The sequence below is a fragment of the Saccharothrix obliqua genome, from assembly GCF_019375475.1.
Lineage (GTDB): Bacteria > Actinomycetota > Actinomycetes > Mycobacteriales > Pseudonocardiaceae > Actinosynnema > Actinosynnema obliqua.
On sequence record NZ_JAHXGQ010000001.1, the window covers coordinates 378,642 to 394,619 of the forward strand.

Annotated in this window: 20 protein-coding genes and 3 tRNA genes; 15 read left to right on the plus strand and 8 right to left on the minus strand. The window is 71.3% G+C overall.

Going from position 1 to position 15,978, the window contains the following annotated elements; all coding sequences use genetic code 11:
- Positions 1 to 5 precede the first annotated feature (5 nt).
- On the minus strand, positions 6 to 446 hold the full coding sequence (locus KZQ38_RS01965; protein WP_219437772.1) for an Lrp/AsnC family transcriptional regulator: 441 nt from the start codon (positions 444 to 446) through the stop codon (positions 6 to 8).
- A gap of 75 nt (positions 447 to 521) precedes the next feature.
- On the opposite strand from KZQ38_RS01965, the gene ddaH reads away from it, so the two are divergent.
- Positions 522 to 1,400 (plus strand): dimethylargininase, encoded by an 879-nt coding sequence (gene ddaH / locus KZQ38_RS01970; protein ID WP_372452198.1) that lies wholly within the window; start codon positions 522 to 524, stop codon positions 1,398 to 1,400.
- A 134-nt stretch (positions 1,401 to 1,534) separates the two neighbouring features.
- On the plus strand, positions 1,535 to 1,669 hold the full coding sequence (locus tag KZQ38_RS35805) for a hypothetical protein (RefSeq protein WP_257900570.1): 135 nt from the start codon (positions 1,535 to 1,537) through the stop codon (positions 1,667 to 1,669).
- A 44-nt stretch (positions 1,670 to 1,713) separates the two neighbouring features.
- Here the strand turns inward: KZQ38_RS35805 and KZQ38_RS01975 are convergent, their stop codons facing one another.
- Positions 1,714 to 2,751, minus strand: a complete 1,038-nt coding sequence (locus tag KZQ38_RS01975) for a LysR family transcriptional regulator (protein ID WP_219437774.1) — start codon at positions 2,749 to 2,751, stop codon at positions 1,714 to 1,716.
- A 246-nt stretch (positions 2,752 to 2,997) separates the two neighbouring features.
- Here KZQ38_RS01975 and KZQ38_RS01980 point away from each other — a divergent pair, with 246 nt between their 5' ends.
- From KZQ38_RS01980 to htpX, 4 genes are read left to right on the plus strand one after another with little or no spacing between them, the layout of a single operon-like run.
- The gene (locus KZQ38_RS01980) at positions 2,998 to 3,417 is read left to right on the plus strand and encodes an NADH-quinone oxidoreductase subunit B (protein ID WP_219437776.1); all 420 of its coding nucleotides are present in this window, start codon (positions 2,998 to 3,000) and stop codon (positions 3,415 to 3,417) included.
- Entirely contained in the window at positions 3,414 to 3,983 is a 570-nt protein-coding gene (locus KZQ38_RS01985) for an NADH-quinone oxidoreductase subunit C (protein WP_219437778.1), read from the plus strand. Before KZQ38_RS01980 ends, KZQ38_RS01985 begins: the two co-directional genes overlap by 4 nt.
- Positions 3,976 to 4,440, plus strand: coding sequence for a 4Fe-4S binding protein (locus tag KZQ38_RS01990; RefSeq protein ID WP_219437780.1), 465 nt, complete (start codon positions 3,976 to 3,978; stop codon positions 4,438 to 4,440). The genes KZQ38_RS01985 and KZQ38_RS01990 overlap by 8 nt, the downstream gene beginning before the upstream one ends.
- Before the next feature lie 19 nt (positions 4,441 to 4,459).
- Positions 4,460 to 5,320, plus strand: a complete 861-nt coding sequence (gene htpX / locus KZQ38_RS01995) for a zinc metalloprotease HtpX (RefSeq protein ID WP_219437781.1) — start codon at positions 4,460 to 4,462, stop codon at positions 5,318 to 5,320.
- Here htpX and rfbA read toward each other — a convergent pair.
- Together rfbA and KZQ38_RS02005 are read right to left on the minus strand one after the other, a co-directional pair.
- Positions 5,317 to 6,192, minus strand: a complete 876-nt coding sequence (gene rfbA / locus KZQ38_RS02000) for a glucose-1-phosphate thymidylyltransferase RfbA (RefSeq protein WP_219437784.1) — start codon at positions 6,190 to 6,192, stop codon at positions 5,317 to 5,319. The two genes, htpX and rfbA, sit on opposite strands and share 4 nt — an antisense overlap.
- Positions 6,189 to 6,680, minus strand: coding sequence for a YajQ family cyclic di-GMP-binding protein (locus KZQ38_RS02005; RefSeq protein ID WP_219437786.1), 492 nt, complete (start codon positions 6,678 to 6,680; stop codon positions 6,189 to 6,191). The genes rfbA and KZQ38_RS02005 overlap by 4 nt, the downstream gene beginning before the upstream one ends.
- 123 nt (positions 6,681 to 6,803) lie before the next feature.
- Between KZQ38_RS02005 and KZQ38_RS02010 the strand changes: the two genes are divergently transcribed.
- Positions 6,804 to 6,884: transfer RNA gene (locus KZQ38_RS02010), tRNA-Tyr, on the plus strand.
- A gap of 274 nt (positions 6,885 to 7,158) precedes the next feature.
- Here the strand turns inward: KZQ38_RS02010 and KZQ38_RS02015 are convergent.
- Positions 7,159 to 7,395 carry a hypothetical protein gene (locus tag KZQ38_RS02015; protein ID WP_219437788.1) on the minus strand — a complete coding sequence of 79 codons (237 nt, stop codon included), beginning with the start codon at positions 7,393 to 7,395 and terminating at the stop codon, positions 7,159 to 7,161.
- Positions 7,396 to 7,661: 266 nt separating this feature from the next.
- On the opposite strand from KZQ38_RS02015, the gene KZQ38_RS02020 reads away from it, so the two are divergent.
- The 8 genes from KZQ38_RS02020 to KZQ38_RS02055 all read left to right on the plus strand — a co-directional run bounded on the left by KZQ38_RS02020 (position 7,662) and on the right by KZQ38_RS02055 (position 13,368).
- Entirely contained in the window at positions 7,662 to 8,171 is a 510-nt protein-coding gene (locus KZQ38_RS02020; RefSeq protein WP_219437790.1) for a hypothetical protein, read from the plus strand.
- A gap of 53 nt (positions 8,172 to 8,224) precedes the next feature.
- Positions 8,225 to 8,995: a PhzF family phenazine biosynthesis protein gene (locus tag KZQ38_RS02025; RefSeq protein WP_219437792.1), complete on the plus strand. Its 771-nt coding sequence runs from the start codon at positions 8,225 to 8,227 to the stop codon at positions 8,993 to 8,995.
- 176 nt (positions 8,996 to 9,171) lie between these two features.
- Entirely contained in the window at positions 9,172 to 11,775 is a 2,604-nt protein-coding gene (locus KZQ38_RS02030; protein ID WP_219437794.1) for a putative bifunctional diguanylate cyclase/phosphodiesterase, read from the plus strand.
- A gap of 73 nt (positions 11,776 to 11,848) precedes the next feature.
- Positions 11,849 to 11,924 (plus strand) — tRNA-Thr (locus tag KZQ38_RS02035).
- Between the two features lie 46 nt (positions 11,925 to 11,970).
- Positions 11,971 to 12,043 (plus strand) — tRNA-Met (locus KZQ38_RS02040).
- Positions 12,044 to 12,270: 227 nt separating this feature from the next.
- Complete coding sequence (rpmG, locus tag KZQ38_RS02045) at positions 12,271 to 12,435, plus strand: 50S ribosomal protein L33 (RefSeq protein ID WP_121224826.1); 165 nt, start codon at positions 12,271 to 12,273, stop codon at positions 12,433 to 12,435.
- A 67-nt stretch (positions 12,436 to 12,502) separates the two neighbouring features.
- Positions 12,503 to 12,952, plus strand: coding sequence for a MaoC family dehydratase N-terminal domain-containing protein (locus KZQ38_RS02050; protein WP_219437796.1), 450 nt, complete (start codon positions 12,503 to 12,505; stop codon positions 12,950 to 12,952).
- Positions 12,949 to 13,368, plus strand: a complete 420-nt coding sequence (locus tag KZQ38_RS02055; protein ID WP_219437798.1) for a MaoC family dehydratase — start codon at positions 12,949 to 12,951, stop codon at positions 13,366 to 13,368. Before KZQ38_RS02050 ends, KZQ38_RS02055 begins: the two co-directional genes overlap by 4 nt.
- A 28-nt stretch (positions 13,369 to 13,396) precedes the next feature.
- Here the strand turns inward: KZQ38_RS02055 and KZQ38_RS02060 are convergent, their stop codons facing one another.
- The 3 genes from KZQ38_RS02060 to KZQ38_RS02070 all read right to left on the minus strand — a co-directional run bounded on the left by KZQ38_RS02060 (position 13,397) and on the right by KZQ38_RS02070 (position 15,951).
- Positions 13,397 to 13,771: an MmpS family transport accessory protein gene (locus KZQ38_RS02060; RefSeq protein WP_219437800.1), complete on the minus strand. Its 375-nt coding sequence runs from the start codon at positions 13,769 to 13,771 to the stop codon at positions 13,397 to 13,399.
- A gap of 151 nt (positions 13,772 to 13,922) precedes the next feature.
- Positions 13,923 to 14,555 (minus strand): MmpS family transport accessory protein, encoded by a 633-nt coding sequence (locus KZQ38_RS02065; RefSeq protein WP_219437802.1) that lies wholly within the window; start codon positions 14,553 to 14,555, stop codon positions 13,923 to 13,925.
- A gap of 151 nt (positions 14,556 to 14,706) precedes the next feature.
- Positions 14,707 to 15,951 carry a pyridoxal phosphate-dependent aminotransferase gene (locus KZQ38_RS02070; RefSeq protein ID WP_219437804.1) on the minus strand — a complete coding sequence of 415 codons (1,245 nt, stop codon included), beginning with the start codon at positions 15,949 to 15,951 and terminating at the stop codon, positions 14,707 to 14,709.
- Positions 15,952 to 15,978: the final 27 nt, after the last annotated feature.

Genomic DNA, 15,978 nt, shown 5'->3' on the forward strand with positions numbered 1-15,978 from the left:
TAGGGTCACGGGGCCGGTGGGCGGTCGAGCAGCCGTGAGAGCACCACGGTGGACACGGTCCGGTCGATGATCTCCACCGCCCGCAACCGCTCCAGGGCGGTCTCCAGGTGGTGGATGTTGGCGGCTCGCAGGTGCACTATCGCGTCGGCCGCGCCGGACACCGTGTAGGCGGCCATGACCTCCGCCATCGGTTCCAGGCGCGACTGGATGTCGTGCGGCGCGACGTTGCCGCGGCAGTGCACCTCGACGAACGCCTCGGTGCCCCACCCCAGCTGCTCCGGGTCCACGACGGCGGTGAAGCCCCGCAGCACGCCGGTGTCCAGCAGTTTGTCCACGCGGCGCTTCACCGCCGGCGCGGACAGGCCCACCTCCTTGCCGATGTCGGCGTAACTGGAGCGGGCGTTGGCCATCAGGCACGAAATGATCCGCTGGTCAATCGAGTCCACACGCAACATTCTGCACCAACAAACGCAATACTGCGGCGTTGTTCGCTGGTCTGACCCTTATTTACCCTTCGATCCATGACCTCGGTTTCCCTCCTCGGCCCCGGCGACGAGCCGATCGTGCTGGGCGACACCGCGCCCGTCGCGCCCGTGCGCGTGCCGACCACCCGCCGGTACCTCATGTGCCCGCCGGAGCACTTCACGGTCGAGTATTCGATCAACCCGTGGATGGACCCGACCCAGCCGATCGACACCGGGCTGGCGGTCGAGCAGTGGACGGCGCTCAAGGAGACCTACGAGCGCCTGGGCCACCGCGTGGACGTGATCGAGCCGGTGCCCGGCCTGCCCGACATGGTCTTCGCGGCCAACTCCGGCACGGTCGTCGACGGCCGCGTCCTGGGCGCCCGCTTCCGCGCCGAGCAACGCGTGCCGGAAGCCGACCACTTCCGCCGGTGGTTCCTCGCCAACGGCTACGGCGAGGTCGTGATGCCGGAGCGCACGAACGAGGCCGAGGGCGACTTCACGTGGACCGGGAAGCACCTGCTGGCCGGCACGGGCTTCCGCACCGACCCGGCGGCGCACGCGGAGGCGCAGGAGGTGCTGGGCGTGCCGGTGGTGTCGCTGCGCCTGGTCGACCCGCGTTACTACCACCTGGACGTGGCGTTGTTCGTGCTGGCGGACGACCTGGTCGCGTACTACCCCGACGCCTTCTCGCCGGGTTCCCGCCGGGTGCTCGCCCGGCTGTACCCGGACGCCGTCGTGGCGACCGCGGCCGACGCCGCCTGCCTGGGCCTCAACGCGGTGTCCGACGGGCGGCACGTGGTGTTGCCGGTGGAGGCGGTGCACCTCGCGGAGGCGGTCGCGGACCGCGGCTTCGAGCCGGTCTTCGTGGACATCTCGGAACTCCGCAAGTCCGGCGGCGGGCCGAAGTGCTGCACGTTGGAGATCAGGGACTGACCCGGCCGCGCGCATAGCAGGTTCCGCCGTGATCGACCGGCACTTCACCCGTAGGGCTGATCGGGCTGGCGGGTCGGGGTGGGTCAGTGCTCCGATCGACGGCACTCGCTGTCGGCCAAGGTAGGGAGCGCGCCATGAACGACCTCGACGACCGGCGGACGCCGGTGCAGCCGCGACCGGACGAACGGGTGGAGCGGGACCGGGGGCCCGAGCGGCTCACCGGGTTGGAGTGGCTGGTGCGCCAGGCGCAGCGGCAGCGCGGGCGGTAGGTCGGTGGCGGGCCGGGGCGTGCCGCGCCCCGGCCCCCGGCGGGTCAGTCGGCGACCTCGCGCTGGAACGCCGACCACAGCAGGTTCAGGGGGTGGTCGGCGGGGAACCTGGCCCGCTCGTCCTTGCGCGCGAACACGCCGACGAGGCGTTCCAGCACGGGCTTGCGGTCGTTCTCCAGCTCCACCACGCGCAGCCCGGAACCCTCGCGCAGCTCGTTGTTGGCGGCCACCACGCCGAGGCCCGAGGTGACGATCATGCAGCCCTCGACCAGGCCGGACCGCAGCAGCGACATCCCGTACTGGATCTCGTCGATCTCCGCCGCGATGTCCAGCTCGTTGCGGTAGTCCGGGCCGAACCAGCCGCGCAGGAACTCGGCGATGAGACCGTCACCGGGCACGACCAGCGGCAGCTTCGGCAGCTCCCCGGTGCCGACCCGCGCGCCCAGCCGGTGCTCCGGCAGGTTGGTGAGCAGTGCCAGCCCACCGCGCCGCCACTCGATGACGTCGAACTCGTCGAAGTCGGACCCTCCGCCCGCGGGCGTCACCACCGAGCCGCAGACGATGTCGACCTCCTTGCTCTCCAGCTTCCGCCAGATGTCCTTGGTGCGGATGTGGACGACCTTCAGCTCCACGTCCCGCTGCCGGAAGTCGTCGGCCACGTGGTGCCACGCCTTCGCCAGCGAGTCGAGCATGAACCGGGTGGTGCCGACGGTGAGCGTCGTGCCGAGTCGCCGCCGGCACTCGTGAATGGAATCCAGCCAGTCGCCGAGGGTCTCCTTCGCCAATTCCACCAACGCCTCGCCGGTGGGTGTGATGAGCACGTCCTTTCCGCGCCCCTGCTTGACGACGAGCGGTTCTCCGCACAACTGCTTGAAGTTGCGGTTGAGCGTGTCGAGCTGCTTCTGCACACTGGACTGCTCACGGCCGAGGGCGCGGGCCGCACGCAGGGCGGACCTCGTCTCGTGCACCGTGATGAGGGTCCTGAGCTGGTCGAACGTGGTGTCCAGCAGCAGGGGAGAGGTGTGCAGGAGTCTGCTGAGCTGGTTGCCCGCGGGGAGCAGCAACCGGGGCGGCGTGGACATCGGGGCCTCTCGGGGGTCGGGGCTTGGTGTTCTACCGATTAGTTGTACTGAACCTGACCGCAGTTCGTCCGGAAATTATCCGAAGATCTTGACCGATATCCCTGGACAGCTATGTGCGTTCCGGTGGAGACTTCTGCCGCAACCAGGTGCGAGTTCACGTGGGAGCAATCCGGGGGGGAGTATTGGGGGGTTGGGGGCCCGCCGGGCGAGAGCCTGGCGGGCCCCCACGTATTAACCTGACCCGATGTGACGGTTTCCACCCTGGACTGGGGCACCGCGTACCGGGTCACCGTGCTGGACCTGGGGCTCGCGTGCTGCGGTGTCGAAGTCATGGCCGCGCTCGAAGGCGATCGGCCGCACGACCTGGCCGCCTTGGGGGTCGAGGTGTCGCACGAGGCGGGCGAGGCCCATGTGCTGATCATCTCCGGCACGGTCACCGATGCCATGTTGCCCGCCGTGATCGCCACGTACCAGGAGATGCCGGAACCGCGTTACGTGCTGTCCGTCGGCGCGTGCAGCAACACCGGCGGCCCGTACTGGGACTCCTACAGCGTCACCAAGGGCATCGACCAGGCGCTACCCGTGCACGTCGCCGTGCCGGGCTGCCCACCACGCCCCGAGGCCGTGCTCGAAGGTCTCGCCGCGCTCCACCGGCTCGTGTCGTGACCGCCGCCTCCGCCGACCTCGCCGCGCTGGTGCCCGGCGCGCGGGTCACGACGGCGTTCGGGCAGTCCACCGCGCACGTGCCGTCGGACGGCTGGCTCGCCGCCGCACGCCACGCCCGCGACGTCCTCGGGTGCGTGGCGTTCGACTGGCTCGGCGTCGAGGACGCGGGCCGGCCCGGCGCGTCCGGCACGCGGCACGCCGTGCTCCTGCACGTCGTCCAGCCGGACACGAAGCTCGGCCTGCTGCTGCGCACGGAGGTGGGCGGGGAGCCGCTGCCCAGCGTGGCCGGGCTGTGGGCGGGCGCGGCGTGGCACGAGCGGGAGGCGGTGGAGATGTTCGGCATCGCCCTGGACGTGCCCGCGCCCCACCTGCTGCTGCCCGACTCGTTCGCGGGCCACCCGCTGCGCAAGGACTTCGTGCTGGCCTCCCGCGTCGTGCGGCCGTGGCCCGGTCGGCTGGAACCCGGCGAGGACGGCACGTCCGCGCCCAGCCGCCGCCGCACCGCGCCGCCCGGCGTGCCCGACCCCTCCTGGGGACCCCGACGTGAAGGTGAGAACGGTGCCTGACCTGCCGCCGCGCACGCGTGGCGTGATCGCGTTGCTGGAAGCGAACTGCACGGTGTGCATGATTTGCGCGCGTGAGTGCCCGGACTGGTGCATCCACATCGACTCGCACACCGAGACCGAGCAGCAGCCCGGTTCGGCCCGGCCGCGGGCGCGCAACGTGCTCGACCGGTTCGCCATCGACTACGGCCAGTGCCTCTACTGCGGCATCTGCGTCGAGGCGTGCCCGTTCGACGCGTTGCACTGGGCGCCCGACTTCTCCTACCCCGGCACCGGCACCCCGTCCGGGGACGGCGCCGTGGCGGAACTCGTCCACGAGCGCGACGTGCTCGGCACGTGGGTCTCCCACGTGCCGCCGCCACCGCCGCTCGACCCGGCCGCCGAGCCCGCGCCGGAGACCGCGGCACGCGGGGGTACCGGAACCCCTGGACGCCCCGGAGCGTTGAGGAGGAGGACGTAACACCCGGAGGCGAAGCAACGTGCACAAGCACTACAACGGGTTGAAGACCGCGTTGCTGCTCGGTCTGATGAGCGCGCTGATCATCGGCATCAGCTCGCTCTTCGGGCGAACCGCCCTGGTCGTCGGTGTGGTGCTGGCGTTCGGCGTGAACGCGTACGCGTACTTCAACTCCGACAAGCTGGCGCTGCGCGCGATGCGGGCGCGGCCGGTGTCCGAGGTCGAGCAGCCCGCGATGCACCGGATCGTGCGCGAGCTGGCGATGGCGGCCCGGCAGCCCATGCCGCGCCTCTACATCAGCCCCACCGCCGCGCCCAACGCGTTCGCGACGGGCCGCAACCCGCGCAACGCGGCCGTGTGCTGCACCACGGGCATCCTGGAACTGCTGGACGAGCGGGAGCTGCGTGCCGTCCTCGGGCACGAGCTGTCGCACGTCTACAACCGCGACATCCTCATCTCGTGCGTCGCGGGCGCGCTCGCCGGCGCGGTGAGCACGCTGGCGAACCTGGCGGTCTTCGCGGGCTTCTTCTTCGACGACGACGATGACCGCCCCAACCCGCTGGCCGTGCTGCTCATCGCCGTCCTCGGGCCGGTCGCGGCGAGCATCGTGCGGATGGCGGTCAGCCGGTCCCGGGAGTACCAGGCCGACCGGTCGGGCGCGCGGCTGACCGGCGACCCGCTGGCGCTCGCGTCGGCGTTGCGCAAGCTCGAACTCGGCACGCGTGCCGCGCCGCTCGCGCCGGAACCCGCGGTGGTGGCGCAGTCGCACCTGATGATCGCGTCGCCGTTCCGGCCGGGCGAGCACCTGGCCCGGCTGTTCTCCACGCACCCGCCGATCGCCGACCGCGTGCGGCGGCTGGAGGAGCTGGCCCGCCGCTGCTAGTAGCGGGCCTCGCGGGCCACGTTCATCAGGTACTGGCCGTAGCCGGACTTGGCCAGCTTCTCGCCCAGCGCGTAGCACTGCTCGGGGGTGATGTACCCCATCCGCAGGGCGATCTCCTCGGGGCACGCGATCCGCACGCCCTGGCGGTGCTCCAGCACCTGCACGAACTGGCCCGCCTCCAGCAGCGAGTCGTGCGTGCCGGTGTCCAGCCACGCGAAACCGCGGCCCAGGTCCACCAGGTGCGCGCGGCCCCGGCGCAGGTAGGCGAGGTTCACGTCGGTGATCTCCAGCTCGCCCCGCGCCGACGGCTCCAGGGTGCGGGCGATCTCGACGACCTCGTTGTCGTAGAAGTACAGGCCGGTGATCGCCTTGTTCGACCGCGGCCGGGCCGGCTTCTCCTCGATCGACAGGAGCCGGCCGTGCTCGTCCACCTCGCCCACGCCGTACCGCTCCGGGTCGCGCACCGGGTAGCCGAACAGCACGCAGCCGTCCAGCTCGGCCACGTGGTGCTGGAGCAGGCGGGAGAAGCCCTGGCCGTAGAAGATGTTGTCGCCCAGCACCAGCGAGACCGAGTCGTCGCCGACGAAGTCCGCGCCGATGACGAACGCCTCGGCCAGGCCGTTCGGGTGCGCCTGCTCGGCGTACTCGACGCGCAGGCCGAACTGGGAGCCGTCGCCGAGCAGGCGGCGGAACAGCGGCAGGTCCGTGGGCGTGGAGATGAGCAGGATGTCCCGGATGCCCGCCAGCATCAGCACCGACAGCGGGTAGTAGACCATCGGCTTGTCGTAGACGGGGAGTAACTGCTTCGAGACGGCCTGCGTGATCGGGTGCAGCCGCGTGCCGCTCCCGCCCGCCAGGATGATGCCTTTCACCGGTAGTTGGTGAACTGGAGCGCGATGCCGAAGTCGGTGTTCTTCAGCAGGGCGATGACGTCCTGGAGGTGGTCCTTCTTCTTGCCCGAGATGCGCAGCTGGTCGCCCTGGATCTGCGCCTGCACGCCCTTCGGGCCCTCGTCGCGGACCTTCTTGGCGATCTCCTTGGCCTTCTCCGACGAGATGCCCTGCACCACGTTGCCGGTGACCTTGAACACCTTGCCGGAGATGGCGGGCTCGCCGACCTCGAACGCCTTCATCGAGATGCCGCGCTTGACGAGCTTCTCCTGGAAGACGTCGATCGCGGCGCGGCAGCGCTCCTCGGTCTCGGACTGGAAGGCGATCGCCTCCTCGCCCGCCCAGGCGACCTGCGTGCCCGTGCCCCGGAAGTCGAACCGGGTGCTCAGCTCCTTGGCGGCCTGGTTGAGCGCGTTGTCGACCTCCTGCCGGTCGACCTTGCTCACCACGTCGAACGACGGGTCTGCCACGTGCCCGGCACCTCCGCTTAGCTGGGTCTGGAACCGCCCGGCAGCCTACCGGGGTATCCCGGTTGCAGGGGGCCGCACGGGCTTATGTATTGTCTCCACCGCACCCGGCGATGCCGGGGGCGGGGCGGGTTGCCCGAGCGGCCAATGGGAGCGGACTGTAAATCCGTCGCGAAAGCTACAGAGGTTCGAATCCTCTACCCGCCACACCAGCGTGAAGACCCCCGTGACCAGCAGCACCAGGTCGCGGGGGTCTTCGCCGTTCCGGGGCCGTTGGTGCGTCGCGCGGGGTCCGGCGGAGCGGTCTACCCGCGCTCGGCCCTGGTTCACCACGTCGCCGGCTTGATTTCGGCGGGTTCACCCCGTGGTGTGAGGTAGATCATGATCCGGAAAGAAGCGGGGCCGACGCGCAAGCGCTTCCTCTCGCTTGCGTGTCGGCCCCGCGTTCCAGCATAACCCATGTCGAACGTATGTTCGAGGGTTACGCGATAGCGGCCCGGCCCGCTTCCGTCAGCACCGCCGCGGCGCACTCCTCCAGGCCCACCGCGTGACCCGGCCGCAGCAGCCCCGCGTCGACCAGGTCGTGTGCTGCCATCTGGTCGCAGCACCGCAACCCGTCCACGTACAGGACCGGCTCGCCGGACAGCCGCCCGCGCCCGGCGGCGACCGCCCGCAGCATCGCCCTCTCCCGCCCCGACAGTTCCTTCACGCTGGTCATGGCGACCCCCTCCGCCGCTGTCCCGCCACTCGTCCTGTAGGAGGGCCGAACCCGTGGCCCGAGTACCACCCGTCCGGGTGGTACCGGCGGTGCAGCCGGGGTCCTTCACCCCACTTTCCCCCGCGCGGCCGTTCGGATCACGCCGCCACGCCGACCGGTTCGGCTGTTCAGCCCAACCGAAGTCGGCCCGACCTCTCGGCGACGAGATCGGCCGGCCGACCGCCGACCGGCCACCACGACCGCCGGCGACCGCCAGACTCGGCGTCATGAGCGAACTCTGGATCGTCCTGCCCGCCCTCGCCGCCGGCGTCGTGCTCGGCGCGGTCGTCCCGCGGACCGGCCTCGTGCGGTGGACGAGCCGGAAGCCCACCACCGATCAGGACCGCTCGTGGGAGCTGCTGCGCGCCGCCGACGACCTGGAGTACGGCCTGAACACCGTGCTCAACTTCGGCCCGCTGTCGTTGTCCGAGCTGGCCTCCGTCGACCTGGCGGCGAAGCTGGAGCGGATCGTCCGCACGAACGCCGTGGACCGCGACACGATGCACGACCTGCGCACGCACACCGAACGCATCGCCATGCACCCGTACCCGGAACCACGCGAGCTGCTGTCCGCGGTCCGCGACGACGACGCCTCCGTCTGGCTGGTGCTGCGGGAAGCGGTGGGCAGCGGCGCGGCGCAGCACCAGGCCGCCGCCAAGGCCCGCGAGTGCCTGGACGTCATCCGCGCGGGCCTGCGCCGCGACCTCGCCGCCCGGCTGGAGCTGGTGCCCGCCTAGACCACCGGAAAAGCGGAGGGCGACGAGAGCGCTCCCACCCGTAACCTCCGCGGATGCGCATCCACGTGGTCGACGCGTTCACCGACCGGGCGTTCGGCGGCAACCCGGCGGGCGTCGTGCTCCTCGACGAACCCGCCGACGAGGGCTGGATGCAATCCGTCGCGGCCGAGCTGAAGCACGCCGACACGGCGTTCGTGGAGGTCCGCGACGACGACGAGCCCCTGCCGCTGCGGTGGTTCACGCCCCTGCGCGAGGTCGACCTGTGCGGGCACGCCACGCTCGCCGCCGCGCACGTGCTCGGCGGCGAGCGGCGGTTCGCCACCCGCAGCGGCGTCCTCACCTGCACCGCCCGCGACGGCTGGGTCGAGCTGGACCTCCCGGCCGACCCGCCCGCGCCGACCGGGACCACCCCCGAGCTGGTCGCGGCCCTGCCGGGCGTCACGATCACCGCCGTCGCCCGCGGCACGACCGACGTGCTGGTGGAGGCGGCGTCGGCCGCCGAGGTCCGCGCGCTGCGCCCGGACCCGGACGCGCTGGCCGCCGTGCCGGGGCGCGGCGTGATCGTCACGGCCCGCGGCGACCGACCCGACGTGGACGTCGTCAGCCGTTGCTTCTACCCGTCGTACGGCGTGCCGGAGGACCCGGTGACGGGATCCGCGCACTGCACGCTCGCCGCCTGGTGGTCGCCGAAGCTCGGTCGCGCGGAACTGCGCGCCGAGCAGGCGTCGCCTCGCGGCGGCCGGCTCCGGACCGTCCTGGACGGCGCTCGGGTGCGCCTCGCGGGGCAGGCGGTGACCGTGCTGGCCGGAGTGCTGATCGTGTGAGCAGTTCTGTTACTTCTCGTGGTAATCGGCTCATCGACCTGCCATTTCGTCGCCCAACCGGGGTACATTGGCACCCTTGGAGGGGTCTCGGTGGGTGTTCGGGACCCCTCAGTCACGCCAGGTGCTCGTAGGGCCGCGACCCGGCCAACCGCGACGACGGCCGACGAGGAGGCTGGATGTCCGACCACGCGTCGGCCGCGGCGCCGAGCGCGCCGACCCGGTCCACCAACCGGGCGTTCACGGTGTTCGCGGTGCTGCTCCTGGCCGCGGGCACGCTGTCGGCGGTCGCCGTCGGCACGTGGCTGCCCGACGGCGACGACAAGCTCGGCCTGCTGTGGACCGGCCCGCTGCTCGTGGTCGGGTTCCTCCTCGCCGAGCAGCTCGCCATCAACGTCGACGTCCGCAGCGGCGTCGCCTGGACCATCTCCTTCACCGAGATCCCGCTCGTCCTCGGCCTGCTCGTCGCGCCGTTCGAGGTCGTGCTGGCCGCGCACGTGGTCGCGGGCGTCGGCACGCTGCTCGGCCGCCGCGTCCTGGACCGCGCCGTCTACAACGCGGGCCTGATGTTCATGGAGATCTCGGTCGCCTTCGCCGTCGCGCACGCGGTGACCGGGTTCATCGGCGACCACGGGCCGTTCTGGGCGGGCGCGTTCCTCGGCACCATCGCCGTGCCGCTGCTGGCCAGCGTGCTCGGCCTGACCGCGTTGCGGCTCATGGGCAAGGGGATGCGCGTCGGCCCGAGCGTCCGGCTCGTCCTCCAGACCCTGGTCGTGGCGCTGCTCAACACCTCCGCGGGCCTCGCCGGCTACGAGATCGCCACCAAGGCGCCCTGGGGCGGCCTGCTGATCGCGCTCGTGTTCGCCGGCATCACCGCCATCTACCTCGCCTACTCCGGCCTGCTGCGGGAGCAGCGCGACCTGGAGGCGCTCAGCGAGGTGTCGCTGCGGGTCGCCCGCTCCGGCCGCCACGCCACCGGACCGCGCGGCGCGTCCGCCGAGGACGGCGACGGCCGGGCCGAGGACGACGAGTGGCAGCTGATCGCCGAGCGCATCCGCGAGCAGCTCAACGCCAACCGGGTCGTGCTGCGGCTGCGCACCGACCCGCAGTCCCCGATGCGGACCCTGGTCGCGGGCGAGCCGCTGCCGCCCGGTATGCGCCGTGACGACCCGCGCCAGCTCCGCGAGGACGCCATGCTGCAACTGCCCGGCTCCCAGGTGCGGTACTTCCGCGTGGTCGACGCCGGCGAGGACGTGGCCGAGGCCCTGGTCCGCCGCGACGCGCAGGAAGCCCTCGTGGTGCCGCTGCGCGGCGCGACCCAGCTGCTCGGCGCGGTCGAGGTGCACGACCGGCTCAGCCGGTGGCGTGGTTTCGGCAAGGCCGACCTCCAGCTCCTGCGCACGCTCGCGAGCCACCTGTCCACCGCCGTCGACAACCGCCGGCTGCTCGCGCGGCTGCGTCACGACGCCTACCACGACCCGTTGACCGGCCTGCTCAACCGGCCCGGCTTCCGCGAGGCGGGCAGCGAGCCGATGCGCCAGGCGACGCGGTCCGTGGTGCTCCGCATCGACCTCGACGTGCTGTCCACCGTGTCCGACGCGCTCGGCCAGGCGTGGGGCAACCGGATGGTCGTGGCCGCCGGGCGCAGGCTCCGCGACGAACTCGGGCCCGAGGTGCCGCTGGCCCGCCTGGAGGGCGGCGCGTTCGCCGCGCTGCTGCTGGACCGCCAGGCCGAGCGCATCCAGGAGATCGCCGAGCGGTTGCGTGCGGCGTTGTCCGTGCCCTACCCGGTGGACCGGCTCACCGTGGAGGCGGGCGCGGTCGTCGGCTGGGCGGCCACCACCGAGTGCGAGATCGAGGACCCCGACCCGGACGCGTTGCTCCAGCGCGCCGACGTGGCGGTCCGCGCGACCAGCGAGGGCGAGCCGCTGCGGGCGTACGCGCCGTCGATGGGCCAGATCTTCCTGCGCCGGTTCCAGCTCGTCACCCAGTTCCGGTCGGCGCTGGAGACCGGCCAGGTCACCGTGCACTACCAGCCGAAGGTGGCGTTGCCGAGCAGGCAGGTGGTGGGCGCCGAGGCGCTCGTGCGGTGGAAGCACCCCGAGTTCGGCCGCGTCGACCCCGACGAGTTCGTGCCCGCCGTCGAGGCCACCGGCCTGGTCGACGTGCTCACCGACTTCGTCATGGACAAGGCGCTGGAACGCGTCCGCCGGTGGATCGACCGCGGCCTGCGGATGTCCATCGCCGTCAACCTGTCCGTGCGGACCCTCGCCGACGAGGAGTTCCCCGACCGCGTGGCCGCGGCCCTCGCCCGCCACGACGTGCCGCCGGAGCTGCTGACCTTCGAGCTGACCGAGTCCGGCGTCATGGCCGACCCGGAACGCGCGCTGCCCGTGCTGCGGCGGCTGCACACCATGGGCGTCGTGCTCGCCGTGGACGACTTCGGCACCGGGTACTCGTCGCTGGCCTACCTGCGGCAGCTGCCCGTGGACGAGGTGAAGATCGACAAGTCGTTCGTGCTCGGCATGGGCACCGACCTCGGCGACATGGCCGTCGTGCGGTCCATCGTCGAACTCGGCCACTCGTTGAGCCTCACCGTCGTGGCGGAGGGCGTCGAGGACGACGCGGCACGCGACCAGTTCGTGTCCATGGGCTGCGACGTCGCGCAGGGTTACCTGATCTCCCGACCGCTGTCCGAGGACCGCTTCGAGGCGTGGTTGCGGGCGCGAACGGTGCAGGTCAGGGGAGCCCGGGATGAGACGGTGCTCACGCTCGTGCACTGATCGACCCCCCCGATTTCACTCCGGCGGGGAGAGTGTGTAGAGTTCACCTCGCTCCGCAAGAACGGGAGAGCAGGCCCCTTTAGCTCAGTCGGCAGAGCGTCTCCATGGTAAGGAGAAGGTCTACGGTTCGATTCCGTAAAGGGGCTCCACGACTTGGCCGCGGTGCACAAGCATCGGCGGCCAAGAGTCGTGTGAAGCGGTGTAGCTCAGTTGGCAGAGCAAGCGGCTCATAATCGCTGTGTCGCCGGTTCAAGTCCGGCCACCGCTACGCGAGTGGGCGACTCGTGTCCACGGAGAACGTGGACCCGGCTCGCTCCGCATCACACCGGGGGCGCAGCCCCCGGACCCCGCCCAAGGGGGGCGTAGCCCCCCTTGGATCCCCCCTCCGGTGCTCGGGTGGGGGTGGGTGGGTTGGTGTTTGTGTTTGTTTGGCCCGCCAGGTGGTAAGCCCGCGCTGGGGTTACGGGATCGACGCGCTCTAGGAAGGCAAGGACCGTGGCTGCAACCGACGTACGCCCCAAGATCACCCTCGCGTGCGAGGAGTGCAAGCACCGGAACTACATCACGCGGAAGAACCGGCGCAACGACCCGGACCGGCTGGAGATCAAGAAGTTCTGCCCGAACTGCAAGACCCACCGGCCGCACAAGGAAACCCGCTGACCGGGTTTCCCGCTTGGCTTCGGGCCCGTCCCCTGGTGGGGGCGGGCCTTTCGCGTAGGGTGCCCGGGTGCCACTTGACCAGTCGTTCGTCGGACGTGTGTACCCGCCGTCGCCCCCCTACGAGGTGGGGCGGGAGAAGATCCGCGAGTTCGCGGACGCGGTGGGGGAGACCAGCGCGGTGCACCGGGACCCCGAAGCGGCGCGTGCCGCGGGGTACAAGGACGTCATCGCGCCGCCCACGTTCGCGGTGATCGTGTCGCTGAAGGCCAACGACGTGCTGGTGGAGGACCCCGAGCTGGGCCTGGACTACAGCCGCGTGGTGCACGGCGACCAGTCGTTCACCTACGCGCGGCCGATCGCGGCGGGCGACCGGCTGGTGGTCGAGCTGCACGTGGACTCCATCACGACGCGGATGGGCAACGACATGCTCGGCCTGCGGGCCGAGATCGGCACGGACGAGGGCGAGCACGTGTGCACCGCGCGCTGCACGCTCGTGGTGCGGGGGGAGGACGCGTGATCCGCGCTGCCGAGGTGTCCGTCGGGGACGTGCTGCCGCCGCTGGCGCTGCGCATCACGCGTGCCGACCTGGTCCGGTACGCGGGCGCGTCCGGCGACTTCAACCCGATCCACTGGAACCAGCGGTTCGCCGAGCAGGTCGGCCTGCCCGGTGTCATCGCGCACGGGATGCTCACCATGGGCATGGCCGTCCGGGTCGTCACGGAGTGGGCAGGCGACCCCGGCGCCGTCGTGGAGTACGGCGTCCGCTTCGGTCGGCCCGTTCCGGTGCCCGACGACGACGAGGGCGCGCTCGTGGAGGCCACCGGCAAGGTGACCAAGGTGTTGGACGACGGGACGTTCAAGGTCAACGTGACGGCCTCGTTCGAGGGCCGGTCGGTGTTGGGTGGGGCGTTCGCGCGGGTTCGGCTGCCTTAGAAGTTGCCTGCCCTAGAAATTGCTTGCCCTAGAAGTTGCTGCACAGGGCGCTGGTCAGGGGGCCGGTGGCGGTGGCGGCGCGGCGTTCCTCCCCGTTCACGCCGACCCGGCACGCCACCGAGCCGCCGTCCGGGCCGATCGTGACGGTGAGCACGCCGCCGATCACGTCGCCCTCCACGAGGAGCTTCTTCTGCCACGGGAACGCGGTCAGCTCCTCGCGGTGGGTGGGGTTGCCCTCGTCGAACGTCGAGTAGGTCACGGTGGCGCTGCGCACCTCGCCGAACACCTCGTACACCACCACGGAGGGGTCGTCCGGTCTCGCCACCCACAGCGCGAGCACCGCCGCGCCCAACACGAGGACGACCGAACCGGTGATCACGGGCCACTTGCGGGTCTCCGCCATGCGTTGCGCTCCTCGGCAGGAAACGAGTTGACCTGAATAGTCCATCAGTGTGGTTCTACTGACGGTTACCCTATTCACCCGTCCAGGTGGGAGCACACGGCTGCGAGCGGCCACCCGGGCGGTGCGGAGACCTCGCCCGGGTGGCCCTCGGTCAGAAGTTGGCGCAGGTCGCCACGGCGCCCGGCCCGGTGGCCGTCGCCGTCTTGCGCTCCACGCCGTCCACGGTGATCTTGCAGGTGACGGAACCGCCGTCGGCGCCGGTCATGGCGGCGACGCTGCCGCCGCTGAGCAGGCCCTTCACGGTCAGCTCCTTGGTCCAGGGCAGCTTGTCGACCTCCTCCTGGTTGTTGGTGCTGTTGCCCTCGCTGTAGGTGGTGAAGGTGATCGTCGCCCGCTTGGCGTCGCCGGTGATCTCGTAGACCACCTTGGACTCCTTGTTCGCCTGACGGGACAGGTCGTCCAGGGTGTCCTTGGTGTCGCTCGCGGCCTTGCCGAAGGCGGCGAGCCAGACGATGCAGATCACCAGGCCGACGGCCGACAGGACGACACCGGCGATCGCGAGGCCCTTGTTGGTGGCCGCGCCGCCCAGCGCCCGCGCGACCCCGATGCCGCCGAGCACGAGGCCGAGGATCACCAGCGGCCACGCGACGACACCGATCACGGGGATGAAGCTGAACAGCAGGCCCACCAGTCCGAGCACGAAGCCGGCCGTGCCGAGCCCGTTGCGCGGGGGCCGCGGCGCGGCGTGCTGGTGGTGCGTCGTGGGCGGCTGGGGTAAGGCCATGTGCTCTCCTCGGGGGGTGCGGCTCGGCGAGCCGGATGACCGGACCATCGAGCAGGTGTACGGCGCGGTTACCTCCGGTTACCGGAATGTGTCCTAAAGACGGCGAAAGGCGCCCCCGATGGGAGCGCCTTCCGCCGGGAAGCCGGGGTTCTCAGCCCTCGATCTCGCCCAGCAGCTCGCCGATGCGGGTGATGCCGGTCTTCAGGTCGTCGTCGCCCAGCGCGTACGACAACCGCAGGTAGCCGGGCGTGCCGAACGCCTCACCCGGCACCACCGCGACCTCGGCGTGCTCCAGGATCAGCTCGGCCAGCCGCACCGTGTCCGTGATCTCCGCGCCGCGCAGCGCCTTGCCGATGAGGGCCTTGACCGACGGGTACACGTAGAACGCGCCCTTCGGCGTCGGGCACGTGACGCCGGGGATGGCGTTGAGCATCTCCACGATGGTCCGCCGCCGCCGGTCGAACGCCTCGCGCATCTCGTGCGCGGCGTCCAGCGAGCCGGACACCGCCTCCAGCGCGGCGCGCTGCGACACGTTCGACACGTTCGACGTGAGGTGCGACTGGAGGTTCGCCGCGGCCTTCACCACGTCGGTCGGGCCGATCAGCCAGCCCACCCGCCAGCCGGTCATCGCGTAGGTCTTGGCCACGCCGTTGAGCACGATCGTCCGGTCCGCCATCGCGGGCACGGCCACCGGCAGCGACACGGCCTCCGCGCCGTCGTACACCAGGTGCTCGTAGATCTCGTCGGCGATGACCCACAGGCCGTTCGCCAGGGCCCACTCGCCGATCGCGGTGATCTGCTCGCGGGTGTACACCGCGCCGGTCGGGTTGGACGGCGAGCACAGCAGCAGCACCTTGGACCGCGGCGTCCGGGCCGCCTCCAGCTGCTCGACGGTGACCAGGTAGTCGGTCGTCTCGTCGGCCGTCACCTGCACCGGCACGCCGCCCGCGAGCGTGATCGCCTCGGGGTAGGTCGTCCAGTACGGGGCGGGCAGCAGCACCTCGTCGCCCGGGTCCACGATGGTCGCGAACGCCTGGTAGACGGCCTGCTTGCCGCCGTTGGTGATGAGCACCTGCGCGGCGGTCACGGCGTACCCGGAGTCGCGTGCCGTCTTCGCGGCTACGGCCTCCCGCAGCTCGGGCAGGCCGGCGGCGGGGGTGTAGCGGTGGTTGCGCGGGTCGGCGCACGCGGCCTGAGCAGCGGCGACGATGGAATCCGGCGTCGGGAAGTCGGGCTCGCCGGCCCCGAAGCCGATCACCGGTCGACCGGCCGCCTTGAGCGCCTTCGCCTTCGCGTCCACGGCGAGCGTCGCGGACTCGGTGATGCCACCGATCCGCTTCGAGATCCGGGGGAAGGCGGAGGTACCGGGCGCGGGGGTCGTCTCTGGTGAGGCCATGCCCCAATCGTGGCAGACGGCACAACC